The 13,703-nt window shown below is 46.4% G+C and carries 9 protein-coding genes; 6 read left to right on the top strand and 3 right to left on the bottom strand.

The window, feature by feature from the left end:
* Positions 1 to 110: 110 nt before the first annotated feature.
* Complete coding sequence (locus IDJ76_RS09845) at positions 111 to 1,730, bottom strand: glycoside hydrolase family 43 protein (RefSeq protein ID WP_191163127.1); 1,620 nt, start codon at positions 1,728 to 1,730, stop codon at positions 111 to 113.
* Positions 1,731 to 1,920: 190 nt separating this feature from the next.
* Positions 1,921 to 2,793 (bottom strand): AraC family transcriptional regulator, encoded by an 873-nt coding sequence (locus tag IDJ76_RS09840; protein ID WP_191163126.1) that lies wholly within the window; start codon positions 2,791 to 2,793, stop codon positions 1,921 to 1,923.
* Positions 2,794 to 2,932: 139 nt separating this feature from the next.
* On the opposite strand from IDJ76_RS09840, the gene fucP reads away from it, so the two are divergent.
* The 4 genes from fucP to IDJ76_RS09820 all read left to right on the top strand — a co-directional run bounded on the left by fucP (position 2,933) and on the right by IDJ76_RS09820 (position 7,915).
* Entirely contained in the window at positions 2,933 to 4,210 is a 1,278-nt protein-coding gene (gene fucP, locus IDJ76_RS09835; RefSeq protein ID WP_191163125.1) for an L-fucose:H+ symporter permease, read from the top strand.
* Positions 4,211 to 4,250: 40 nt separating this feature from the next.
* Entirely contained in the window at positions 4,251 to 5,768 is a 1,518-nt protein-coding gene (locus tag IDJ76_RS09830) for an alpha-L-fucosidase (RefSeq protein WP_191163124.1), read from the top strand.
* Entirely contained in the window at positions 5,678 to 6,817 is a 1,140-nt protein-coding gene (locus tag IDJ76_RS09825; RefSeq protein WP_224746272.1) for an aldo/keto reductase, read from the top strand. The genes IDJ76_RS09830 and IDJ76_RS09825 overlap by 91 nt, the downstream gene beginning before the upstream one ends.
* A gap of 75 nt (positions 6,818 to 6,892) precedes the next feature.
* A complete protein-coding gene (locus IDJ76_RS09820; RefSeq protein WP_191163122.1) occupies positions 6,893 to 7,915 on the top strand; it encodes a zinc-binding alcohol dehydrogenase family protein in 1,023 nt (340 codons plus the stop codon).
* Positions 7,916 to 7,926: 11 nt separating this feature from the next.
* Here the strand turns inward: IDJ76_RS09820 and IDJ76_RS09815 are convergent, their stop codons facing one another.
* Positions 7,927 to 8,820, bottom strand: coding sequence for an AraC family transcriptional regulator (locus IDJ76_RS09815; RefSeq protein ID WP_191163121.1), 894 nt, complete (start codon positions 8,818 to 8,820; stop codon positions 7,927 to 7,929).
* Between the two features lie 395 nt (positions 8,821 to 9,215).
* Between IDJ76_RS09815 and IDJ76_RS09810 the strand changes: the two genes are divergently transcribed.
* A complete protein-coding gene (locus tag IDJ76_RS09810; protein WP_191163120.1) occupies positions 9,216 to 11,117 on the top strand; it encodes a glycoside hydrolase family 97 protein in 1,902 nt (633 codons plus the stop codon).
* A 66-nt stretch (positions 11,118 to 11,183) separates the two neighbouring features.
* Positions 11,184 to 13,700, top strand: coding sequence for a glycosyl hydrolase (locus tag IDJ76_RS09805; RefSeq protein ID WP_191163119.1), 2,517 nt, complete (start codon positions 11,184 to 11,186; stop codon positions 13,698 to 13,700).
* Positions 13,701 to 13,703 lie beyond the last annotated feature (3 nt).

Here is a 13,703-nt window from a genome sequence, read left to right as displayed (position 1 = left end):
ATATTGCCCCTATTTATTTGAATTAGAAATTAAGTTGTAAAAAACAATCATTTATACTTTCTGTCTGAATCTCATATTCCTACTCCATTGACTACAGGTGATTTTACTGTTTACAGGCCAGCGTACCGGTAATGTAAAAAATCAATATCAACAAACCCAATATCCTCAAGGTTATTATAACAATACATCGCTATCCTATCCCCACGGTAAGCACCCCATGCAAGCTGGTATGCCTCACCAAGGTGCTTGAAACTTTTTCCGTTTTCGCTATAAGAAAATCTGCTTTTACCGTCAAGCCCCCATACAGAACGAAGCCAAACATATTTACCAGTTAATATGGAGCTTGCGGTTCTCATTCCGCTCACATTAACGTTAATGCTCTTCACAGCGCCGTTGCAGCTTATATCAATAGCCGCATAACTTGGTTTACCGAAGTGCGAAAGCCCAACATGCTGGCCGACTACCAAAGCGCTTATGTCCAATTTAATAATAACGTTATTATTCTTGGTTCTGAAAACTCGCTGCGTGAGGGTGTTGCCAGCGGTTATTAAATTATTGCCCTCCAGCGGCCTGAATGCCTTTAGCCTTAACCAGCCTGGCCGCTCGGTTAACGACCATTTATCGTCCCGGGGCTGATAGTTCCACTCCCATTGCTGCTGCAGTTTTGCAGTACTAAAATCATCATTTGTTTCTATAGCTTTATGAGCTTGCACCTTAACCGGCATATCCCCCCGCCAAACCATTTCACCAATATGCGCCGCACTTACCTTACCTATTATGGGCCAGCCATCCACCCAATTTACCGGTAGTAAGCTTACGGCGCGGCCTTCCCAAGCGCCCGTTCCGTGGTGGGTTAAAAAGTACCAGCTGCCCTGCCGGGTTTGCACCAACCCGCCCTGGTTAGGTTCATTAAATTGTTTTTGCGCATAGCTTAGCTGCTTTTTTTCGGCGTATGGCCCGTCTATCTGCTGCGCCCGTTCCATCATTAAAGCACGTCCGTCGGCTTTTACTTCGCTGTAAAGATGATAATAGGTGCCATTGATCTTGTAAAGCTTGTTGGCTTCACTCCCTTCCGACTGATAGATGATCTTATCATACCCAGGCACAATAGATTTACCATCTGGCGTTAGTTTAAACAAGTGGATTTTATAATTATCGGCAAAATTTGTCCCTATCAGATACAACTGACCATCGTCATCCAAAAACGGACAGCAATCGTCCCAGCCCTTCGCCTTCAGTACATGGGTAAGAGGCTGCCAGGGCCCCTCGGGCTTGGTAGCCGAGGTCATAAAATAGCCTTCATCGGGGGTGCCGAAATAGATCCAAAATTTATTTTTGTAATAACGGATAGCCCCTGCCCAGATTCCTATACCGTAACGGTTCATTTTATCCCAGTTCATCTCGGGCGAGATTTCTTTTAAATTGGCTACCGCATGGCTCAGTATCTTCCAGTTAACAAGGTCGCGCGAGTGGAGGATCACAAAGCCGGGCGAATATTGAAATGTTGAAGATACCGCATAATAATCTGCCCCTACACGGATACAGTCGATATCGCTATAATCTGCCGGGATCACTGGATTGGCATATTTACCATTGCCCAGATCGCCCCAGTTTTGCCAATGGCCCCATTTATAAGGCTTGGTGACTTGTTGTGCAAAAGACTGCCGGTTTATGAAACAAAAAAATATAGTAACAGCAAACAGTTTTAAAATCCTTTTAGCGTAATACATCGGTTAATTTGAGTTATATATAGTTGGCGATCCATTGCCAAAAGCTTAATACATTGGTCCGATAGGTTCACAGCTTAACTACAAGCAATTTACAAACGCCTATTGTAGGTTGGGTTAAAGCAGCCAGCCCGTGTACAATAATAAAACTTTATTTTAAGGCACCAAAAGTTCCACAAAACCACTATACACATCAGCGGCTCGCTTGAAACTGTTGCTGGTATAAAAGTGGCGTTTTGCCGGTAACTTCTTTAAAGATCTTATGGAAGCACGAAAAATTCCTGTAGCCACATTCATAGCATACCTGTTTTACCGATAGCTTATTTTCAAGCAATAGTTTGCAAGAGTACCCAATGCGAATATCTGTTAAAAAATCAAAATAGGTTTTACCGGTATAATGCTTAAAGTACCGGCAGAATGAATTAGGGATCATACCTGCGATTGCGGCAACTTCGGCCAGTTGGATCTTGCGCTGAAAATTAGTGAGCGTGTAATTGTAGATAGCGTTTATCCGTTTGTTTTCCGACTCCGGGAACTCATACTTGTAACCGATAGATGAAAGCCCGGTAACCTGGCTGGATAAAGCCATGAAACATAAACATTCTATCAGAGCGATTATCTTATACAGCCCCTCCTTTTGATACACTTTCTCTATTAACGCGGCGGCCTGCTCCGCATCAGTACCGGTAATCACCACCCCGCGCCGCGCCCTTTCCAGGAAGTTCTTCACCGGTCGCGCTTCGGGCAAATGCAGAAAACGCTCCCCAATAAAGTTTTCAAAAAAATGGATCACCGTCGAATAAGGTTCTTCAAAGCCTGTTTCCTCCTGGTCGTAATTTTCAAACTTCCAAAAGTGGGGCAAATTACTGCCCACCAGCACGATATCGCCCGGCCCAAATTGCTTGATGTTATCGCCGATAAACTGTGTGCCCTGCCCGCGATGAAAATGGATCAGCTCTACTTCGGCATGGTAATGCCACCGGTTATTGACGTTGGCCTTCATCTCCTTTCGTACCCCAAAAGAGTGGTCCGGCTCGTACGGTACTTTAAGCAGTTGTGGTTTCATCTATATAAATATTCCTAAAAATAGCATTTAGATTAATTAAATGATAATATTTCTTAACAAAAGGATAATAATCGGCCGCTATCTGTGGTAAAACAACCTTTCTTTGGTTTACCAATTATAATAACTTTTCCTGCTGAATATGAAACAACAAGCGCAAAGCACCTTGTTCCCGGTGATTTTAATTACGTCGTTATTTTTTTTGTGGGGGTTTGCGCACAACCTCGACCCTATTCTTATCCCCCACCTTAAGCGCTCATTTACTCTTTCTACGGTACAGGCTACGTTAGTAGATTCGGCCGTGTTTATTGCTTACTTTATTATGGCTTTGCCTGCGGGGTATATCATGAAAAAGTTCGGCTATAAAACCGGCATCATTACAGGCCTGTTATTTTTTGCTGCTGGCTGTTTTCTCTTTATCCCGGCGGCCAATACGCAGCAATACGTACCATTTTTGGGTGCGCTGTTTGTGATTGCCTGCGGTTTAACAATATTAGAGACCGCTGCAAACCCGTACATGACCGTTTTGGGCGATCCAAAAAGCGCTACCTTCCGTTTAAACTTTGCGCAATCCTTTAACGGGCTTGCTGCAACCCTTGCCCCAATCATTGGTGCCCGGCTCATATTACATAAAGGCAATACAGATAGTCAATTAAGCGCGATGACGACGGGTGCCCGAAAGATCGCCCTGGCGGCAGAAGCATCAACCGTTAAAATGCCCTACCTCGTTCTGGGGATCATATTGGTTTTGATCGCGGTCGCGTTCTCATTCACCAAACTCCCTAAAATTCAAAATAACGACGGCCATACGGCGAGTAAAAACATACTGCATGCCTTTAAACACCGGCACCTGTCTTGGAGCGTGGCCACTCAATTTTTTTATGTAGGTGCACAGGTGTCGGTCTTTAGCCTTTTTATTTTGTATGCTACACATGCCGCGCGGCTATCTGACATTCAGGCTGCCGACTACCTGGGTATTTGCGGCGGCGCATTCCTGGCCGGCCGGTTTGCAGGTACGGCTTTGATGCGGTTTTTTAAATCAGAAAACCTGTTGGCTCTTTACGCCATCATCAATATCGCACTTTGCTTGGTAGCCGTTTTCGCGAGTGGCATAGTAGCGGTATATACGGTTATCGGCATTTGCTTCTTCATGTCAATCATGTTCCCCACCATTTTTGCACTGGGCATTAAAGATCTGAAAGGCGATACCGAATTCGGCAGCAGCCTTATCATCATGTCAATTGTCGGCGGGGCCATCATCCCGCGTTTATTCGGCTACGTAAGCGATGCCACGGGCAATATACAGGCCGGTTACTATGTGCCGCTGTTTTGTTTTGTAGTAGTGGCATTGTTTGGCCTCAAAGGCCACCACGTGCGAAAGCTTGCACCCGCCGACCTAATCGTTTCACCCATTCTATAATTGCTTAATATCATAAACCTTTAAAAAAAATTATCCGGCTATGAGCGCAAAAAAAATATTACAAGGCTTTATCACTGCAGCATTGGTTTGCAGTGCGTATGCGGTGCAGGCACAGGGCCTGCAAATTAATAAGGGCCCTTTTAAACCAACCGATGAATCGTTAAAAGAATACAAATACCCGGAGTGGTTTCGGGATGCCAAATTTGGCATTTGGGCGCACTGGGGGCCGCAGGCAGTACCGCGCCAGGGCGACTGGTATGCCCGCAATATGTACGAGGAGAACAGCCGTCAAAATAAATATCATGTAGCGCATTATGGCACGCCGTCAAAATTCGGGTACAAAGACCTGATACCCTTGTGGAAGGCCGAGAAATGGGATCCTGAAAAATTGATGGCCTTATATAAACGCGCAGGCGCAAAATATTTTGTAAGTATGGGCAGCCACCACGATAACTTCTTTTTGTGGGATTCTAAGATCCATAAATGGAATTCGGTTAACATGGGCCCGCATAAAGATGTAGTAGGCATATGGCAAAAAGCGGCTAAAAAGAACGGCCTGAAATTTGGCGTATCAGAACATTTGGCAGCCAGTTACACCTGGTATCAGTCGTCTCACCGGGCAGATACTACCGGCCCGTATAAAGGCATCCCTTATGATGGGGCTAACCCGCAATATGCCGATCTTTACCATACCAAAGCAGCCCCGGGCGATAATGCCTGGCTAACCACCAACCCCGAGTGGATGAAAGAATGGTATGCCGATGTGAAAGAACTGGTAGATACCTATCACCCCGACCTGCTTTACTCGGACAGTAAACTACCCTTCGATGCTGTAGGGCGTAGCATGCTGGCCAATTATTACAATGGCGATATCAATCATAATGGCGGTAAGCTGACAGCGGTATATGCCTGCAAAGAGGCATCAGATGGGAAATGGGCGCAGGATGTAGAACGCGGCGTGCTCGATTCTATCAGCCCTTACCCTTGGCAAACCGATACATCAATCGGCGACTGGTTTTATCAAACAGGGCAAAAATACCGTACCGGTACCGAGGTGATACAAATGCTGCTGGATATTGTGAGTAAAAACGGCAACCTGCTCATCAACGTGGTGCAAACTCCCGAAGGAGACCTTGAACCCGATGTTTTGGCTATTGTGGAACAAATTGCCGCCTGGATCCCGGCAAACGGCGAAGGCATTTATGGCACCCGCCCCTGGAAAATTTACGGCGAAGGCCCCTCTACCATCAAAACAAACCAAACAAAGGGGTATTTTGGCGGCTTAAGTGATACACATACTTACCAGCCAACAGATATTCGCTTTACCACCAAGGGGAACAACCTTTATGCTTTTTGTATGGATGTGCCTGCAGAGGCCATAAGAATTACTTCGCTCGGGAAAAAATCTAAAGTGAACAGCAAAACCATCAAATCGGTACAACTTTTAGGCAGTAGCCAAAAGCTACAATGGAAACAGGAAAACGATATGCTGGTAATTACCAAACCCGCCAATATGCCTGCATGGACAGTGCTGGGGTTGAAAATAGCCTTAGATTAATCGCCATGGCTGGCATTAAACTACCCGAAGTAATATTTGGCACGAGCGGCCTGGGCAACTTGTATGAAGCTTTGCCCGATAGCGTAAAGCTGGCTATCGTTAAAGAAAGCGTTGCCTGCTCCGCAAAACCGGCTGTGTTTGATACCGCCGGAAAATATGGGGCCGGCCTTTCGCTGGAGTGCCTGGGGAAATGCCTGCAACAAGCCGGGGTTGAACCACATAATGTGGTCATCAGCAATAAACTTGGCTGGCTACGTACCGAATTAAAAACGCCTGAACCAACTTTTGAACCCGGCGTTTGGAAGGATCTGCGATATGATGCAGTGCAAAACATCAGTTATGACGGTATCTTGCAGTGTTACGAGCAAGGCAACCAGCTCCTGCAGGGGTACAAAGCTTCGCTGGTATCGGTGCATGATCCGGATGAATATTTGTTAGCAGCTATCGACGAGGAAGATCGCGCCAAACGATACCGGGATATACTGGATGCCTACCGCGCGTTAAGCGAATTAAAGCAAAAAGGTCAGGTAAAGGCGATAGGGATCGGCGCTAAGGACTGGAAAATTATTGAGTGTATAACAGCCGATGTAGAATTGGACTGGGTAATGATCGCCAACAGTATGACCATACACAGCCACCCGCCCGAACTGATCAGTTTTATGACTGGTTTGCAATGCAGGGGGATAAACATTATCAATTCTGCCGTTTTTAACGCAGGCTTTTTAACAGGGGGCGACTTTTATAATTACCGGCCTGTTGATGTGCAAACTGAACAAGGTAAAGCGTTAAGTCACTGGCGAAATCAATTTAACACAATCTGTAATGATTTTGGGGTGCAACCGGCCGTTGCCTGTGTTTTATTTGGTCTAAGTGCCCCGGGCGTTAGCAGCGTTGCACTAAATACAACAAACCCTGACCGGGTTAAAAAAAATGTGGATATGGCCGCTGCCTTTATCCCCATGGGGTTTTGGCGCAAACTAAGCGATGTGGGGCTAATCGACGCCAGCTACATCCCCTTCATTATCAACCGTGAATGGAAACGGTCGTAACTAAAGAGTAGGCAACTACATTTTAAAGAACGAGGCTATAAATTAGCCTTCAGAATAACTTATTAAACATCTTAAATGAAGATATTAACTTGTATAAAACCGGGGCAATTGACATACGGCGTTGCCGATATGCCCGAGCTGTTGTCCGGTAACGCCCTTATAAAAATTAAACGAATAGGCATTTGCGGCACCGACCTGCACGCCTTTGAAGGTACGCAACCCTACTTTAGCTATCCCCGCATTTTAGGGCATGAGCTTTCGGGCGAATTAATCGATACCGGCGGGGCCGAAGGTTTTGAAAGGGGTGAAGCAGTAACCTTTATCCCCTATTATAATTGCGGGCACTGCATAGCCTGCCGGTTGGGCAAACCAAATTGCTGTGTAAGCATACAGGTTTGCGGCGTACATACCGACGGCGGCATGGCCGAATATATGCAGGTACCTGCGCGCCTACTGGTTAAGGGCGATGGCCTGGGGTATGATCAGCTGGCCTTGGTAGAACCATTGGCCATTGGCGCACATGGTGTGCGCAGGGCCGGGATACAAAAAGGTGAATTTGTGCTGGTTGTGGGTGCCGGGCCCATTGGTTTAGGTATTATGGAATTTGCCCAAATGGCGGGGGGGCGCGTTATTGCTGCCGATACAAACAGTAAAAGATTACTTTTTTGCAGCGAAAAGATAAAAGTTGAATTTACTATTAATGTAAAAACCGATGATATGATCAGCAGGTTACAGGAACTAACAGGTGGCGATATGCCTACCGTGGTAATTGATGCCACGGGCAGCCAAAAGGCCATTAATAATGGCTTCAATTACCTGGCGCACGGCGGGCGGTATGTGTTGGTGGGATTGCAAAAGGGAGAGTTAATTGTAAGTCACCCCGAATTCCATAAACGCGAGGCTACGCTCATGAGCAGTCGTAACGCCACTCGTGAAGATTTTGAACAGGTAATAGCGGCTATAATAAATGGCCGGATAAACCCGGAGAATTATATTACAAACAGGGTTAAATTTAATGAAGTGGCCGATAAATTTGAAAGCTGGTTAAATCCGGCTAATGGTGTAATAAAGGCGATGGTGAGTTTCGGGAGTGATTAATATTTACTTCCCTATTTGTCGTACTTTTTAAGGGCAATGTTGCGGTATTCCTGCGGTGTTAAGCCGGTTTTGATCTTAAACAATTTAGAGAAGTACGGTACCGAATCAAAATTCAATAAATAAGCTACGCTTTTAACAGAGTTTTCGGGGCTTAATAACAACTCTTTCGAGTGCTGTATCTTCAATTGGATAAGATATTGGTTTGGTGCCAGGCCCGTGTATTTTTTAAATTGCTTTCTGAACCAGGAATATCCCACCTGCAATTCCCTGGCAATATCCTCAGGGGGCGAGTTTTGGTTCATATGATCGCGGAGTAAAAACCGGGCCTTCTCAATGATCAGCTGAATGTTGCTTTCGCCTTCAAACGAAGCCTGGGTAAGCTCGGAATGAAGGATACCCAATAAATGCAAGGTTGCGCCGGCAATCAGCGGCTGGTAACCCGGCCGTTCGCTTTTTGTCTTTTCAATAATATCTGTAAACAGGTTAAAAACCGAATCTTTAAGGCCGATATCCAACACAGGTTTTTGTACGCTGAAAAATTTATTAGCTATCAAATTATCTATAATGGGCCCGTTCAACCCTATCCAGTACTCGTGCCAGCCGGTATCCGGGTCTGGTTTATACCTATGCCTTTCATTAGGGAACAAGATAATTACAGAGCCCTCTTTAACCCGGGTTAATTTACAATTTTCAGATTCGAAGACTCCTTCGCCCTGGGTAATATATATGATCTGATACTCGTGCAGCACTCTGCCGTTTTTCCAGGTAAAGTAATAGCTTTTAGGGTGTTCTCTGCTTGGATAGCTGCTTGACTTTAAAATATGCGTGTACCCGGCGTTAAGGATGGTTAAACCCCATGCCTCGTCATCCTGATTTACAGGCAGGTATTTACAATAATCACTCATGCTAATAATTGGTTCCGCAGGCTTCAATGATGCTGTTTAAAGCTGCCGTACGTTCTCAATAAAACTAACATTAAATTCTAATTTAACCAAACCACACCTTTTAAATGCCATAAAGTATAAATCATTTATCAAATTGGATAATCGCGTTGAAGCAGATAGTGCTAAGTTTGAATATATAACCAAAAACGCTTTGAACTTCTGTTCATAAGCTAACCTGATTGATCATATTATAAATGTTGCGAATTTTGAACGTGGCGATATCCCGACCAAAAGTATGCGGACCTGAGTTGCCTCATGGAAAGCGTTATTGATACACCTGCATTTGAAAAACCTAAAAAACACTATAAACGGCCTGCTTGTACCAGGCGTATCATGCAAACCTAACTGCAATAAACATGAGTAAACTTTACGCCAAACCAGCTACTACCTTTTATTTACGCCTGCTGATGCTACTATTAAGTATATCAGTATTGTTTAACCCGGCTGCTGTAAATGCACAGGGCACAAAAACCATCGTTGTAGCAAGCCCGGACGGACAAGTAAGGATCAAGGTGTTTCTGGTTAATCAGATGCTCAATTATACGGTTACCTATAAAAATAACCCGGTTATTCTTTCCTCTGCTATGGGCCTGGTTGTTAACCGTGAAACTATTGGCAATGCCCAACAATTCGGTACGGTAAAAAACTACGCCGTAAACCAAACCTATGGCATCAATGGCGTGCACAGTACGGCTGTTGACCATTGCAATGGCAAGACAGTTCAAGTTATCTCCAATGAAACCCCTTTGACGCTTGATGTAAGGGCTTATAATAATGGGATAGCCTTTAAATATAGCATTGCCAATAAAGGCGAAGCAGTAATCAGTAAAGACCTCACCCAATTTAATATCCCGGAGGGTACTACCGTTTGGTCGCAAGCCAACATCAAATATTACGAAGGATCCTACAGCCAAAAAAATATAGCTGATTTTAAGGCAGGTGATTTAGCAGGCCCGCCAGCCACGCTGCAATTCGCCGGCAATAAAGGTTATGCAGCCATAACAGAGGGCGGGTTAATCGACTTTGCTGGCATGTCGCTTATCGCATCCGGCAATAATGGTTTTACGGCCAACCTCACCGGCGACACTAAAAAAACCGGGGACTTCGATTCTCCGTGGCGGATCGTCGAGATCGGTGCCGATCTTAACTCGCTGGTTAATTGCGATATCGTAACCAATGTTTCTAAAGCGCCAGATGCCACTTTGTTTCCGCAGGGCAACCTCACCACATGGGTTAAACCGGGCAAAAGCGTATGGTCATGGCTGGCAGAAAAGCAAGCGATCACCTCCGGCAATATGAAGCATTTTAGTGACCTGGCCGCCGAACTGGGTTTTGAATATAACTTAGTGGACGAAGGTTGGGGCAACTGGAAAGACGGCGACAGGGACAAATGGGACCTGATGAAAGAATTGGTAGATTACTCGGCCAAAAAGGGCGTTAAAATATGGGTGTGGAAAGCCTATCCGGACAGGGCCGGCATACCGGGAATTAACACGCCCGAAAAACGCCGCGATTTCTTTAAAAAATGTAAAGAACTGGGTATTGCCGGTTTAAAAGTTGATTTTTTTGACTCGGAAGCCCAGGAGATCAATGACTTTTACCAGGTTGCGCTGAAAGATGCTGCCGAATACCAGTTGATGATGGACTTTCATGGGGCCAATAAACCAACCGGCCAAAACCGTACCTGGCCAAACGAATTAACCCGCGAAGCCATCCGTGGGTTAGAAAACAGCCCGCCATGGGCACCAGGTAACGTTACCTTACCATTTACCCGTTTCCTGGCCGGCCCTGCCGACTTTACCCCTATCCACTTTGGTAAAAGGATGGGCGAGGTTACCTGGGCGCACCATGTAGCGACCATGGTGGTATTCACATCGCCCCTGATGTGCCTGGGGGCCGATCCGCAAAGCATTTTAGATAACCCCTGCAAACTAATGATCCAGCAGATCCCGCCAACCTGGGATGAAACCATTGTTTTGCCCCAAAGTAAAATTGGCGACCTGGCCCTTTTTGCAAGGCGCAAGGGCACTACCTGGTTTATTGCAGGCCTAAACGGAAAGAGTGAACCGAAGACTATCAGCATCCCGCTATCATTTTTAAAGAAAGGAAAATACGCGCTTACCACGCTTAAAGATATGCCGGCTGTACAAGCAAACGTGGTTATCACAAATTCAAAAATAGCCGCCGGTGCATCGGTAATTGTCAACATGAATAAAACCGGGGGTTTTGTAATGAAGCTGGATCCGGTAAGCAAATAATTATAAACAAGGTGCGCGGGATGTTCCGTTTGCACACACTTAACTTATATCGTTAAAACAATTACTATGAACCCATCCCGCCTGGCATTGCTACCATTTTGCCTGCTTTTTTTAAATTTTGCCGCCGCGCAGGTTAAAAAGCCCGTTCGTCAAAGCGTTGAGGCTGACCCTGCCTATCAATTTTTAAACCCGCCGCCTGCCGCCAAACCGGGCGTATTGTGGATGTGGATGGGATCTAACTTGAGCAAGGCCGGGATAAGGAAGGATTTAGAAGCCCTGAAAAAGGAAGGCTTTAACCGTACTACCATGTTTAGCCTGGCCGATGTAACCACCCCCTGGGCCGGTTCGATAGCGAACGGGCCTACGCCCGAGATCATCTCCTGGACAGAGCCATGGTGGAAAATGGTACGTTACGCCGCAGAGGAATCTAAACGTTTGGGGATGGATTTCGGCATGTACAATGGCCCCGGGTACGAGTCGAGCGGCGGCCCCTGGATCTCGCCCGAATTATCAATGCAGGAAGTATGCTGGTCGGCAACGCCTGTAAGCGGCAATAGCCATGTTGCCTTAACGCTGAGCCGCCCAAAAGTCGCGTTACGCGGGCATACCCCCTGGCCTATTCACAATCCAAAAACCGGCTTGGCCGAAATACCCGATGTACCAGCCCGGCAAACCTATTATAAAGATATTACCGTATTGGCTATGCCCGCAAAGGGCACGGTTTTGACCAGCCAGGTGATAGACTTGTCTAAAAACATGCAGCCCGACGGCAGCTTAAGCTGGGATGCCCCTGCGGGTAACTGGGTTATTTACCGTTTTGGCCACACCACATCAGGTACGCTTATACAGCCCGCGCAGTGGCAGGCCACTGGTTTAGAATGCGATAAAATGAGCCAGCAGGCTATTGATTTTCATCTTGACCATGTAATTGGCGAAATACAAAACCACATTGGCGATTTGATTGGCACGGGCTTCACCCATTTACACTTTGACAGCTATGAGGCGGGCACCCCTACCTGGACACCGCTAATGCCTAAAGAATTTTTAAAACGCCGGGGATATAGTGTAATGCCTTACCTGGCTACTTTTGCGGGCAGGGTAGTTTGCGATAATAAGTCGGACTCTTTAAAATTCGTCCGTGATTTTGATGCTACTGTTAAAGACCTGTACCGCGACATTTACTTTAAAACAATTGTAAGAAAAGTACATGCCGCCAAACTGCAGTTTTTGTGTGAGCCTTATGGTGGCCCTTGGCGGCAAGACGAAATTATGCCCATGGTAGATAAGGTAATGACCGAATTTTGGACGCACGGCGGCAAATACTCGCCATACGAATTGGAACCAACGGTACAGGCGCTCCGAAAATCGGGCCAAAATATTGTAGAGGCAGAAGCTTTTACAGGCGACCCGAAAGACAGTAAGTGGGACGAAACCCCGGCCTGGATCAAACCAATGGGCGATGCCGCTTTTTGCGAAGGCGTGAACCGGCTGATACTGCACCGCTTTGTGCAACAGCCCTGGGATGCCAAATACCTGCCGGGCTTAACCATGGGGCAATGGGGCACCCACTTTGACCGCACGCAAACCTGGTGGGAACCCGGCAAGGCCTTAGTTGATTACTGGCAGCGCTGCCAGGCCCTGCTGCAATGGGGCAGGATAGCCGCCCCAGATAAAGACGATGTGCGCATAGCAGGCGCGCAGGCCGGCAGTGTGTTAAAACATATCCACCGTACAGATGGCAAAACGGATATATATTTTGTGGCGAATACGGCGCACCAGCCCATCACTGCAACCTGCAGCTTTAAAGTAGCCGGTATGCAGCCCGAATTATGGGACCCGGTAACCAAAACGATGCGCAGCCTGCCCAATTTTAACAGCGATATGGGCCGCACCAGCATTACCCTGAATTTTGATGATGCCCAAAGTTTTTTCGTTGTTTTCCGCAAAAAGGCGGTGGCTCCGGTTTCTGTGGCAAATAACTTTCCATCCAAAAAAGCAGTGCAAAATATCGATGGTTCCTGGTTGGTAAGTTTTGATGCCAAATGGGGTGGCCCGGCGCAGCCTGTAGTCTTTACATCGTTGCAAGACTGGACCAAAAGCACTACCCCCGGCATTAAATATTACAGTGGTACAGCGGTGTATACCAAAACATTTGATCTGGTGGGTAAGGTGAACAATAGTAGTAAAGAAACTTACTACCTTGACTTGGGAGAGGTGAAACACCTGGCGCGGGTAAAGATTAATGGTACCGACCTGGGCGTGGTTTGGACAGCACCCTGGGGCGTTAACGTCCCTGCCGGGATCCTGAAAGCCAAAAACAACAAACTTATTATTGAGGTGACAAACGTATGGGCCAACCGCTTAATTGGCGACGAACAGGAGCCTGCCGACTGCGAATGGTTGCACGGGCAGTGGGGGGGCGACTACTTAAAGCAGTTCCCGGATTGGTTTTTGAAGAATGAACAGCGGCCCTCTAAAGGGCGATACTGTTTTACCACCTGGAATTATTTCAACAAAGATTCTCCACTGATCAACTCCGGTTTAATAGGTCCTGTTACTCTGAAACAAAACGATACAAAATAAAAA

Source organism: Mucilaginibacter glaciei (assembly GCF_014773245.1).
Lineage (GTDB): Bacteria > Bacteroidota > Bacteroidia > Sphingobacteriales > Sphingobacteriaceae > Mucilaginibacter > Mucilaginibacter glaciei.
This window is presented reverse-complemented; position numbering and strand designations above follow the sequence as displayed.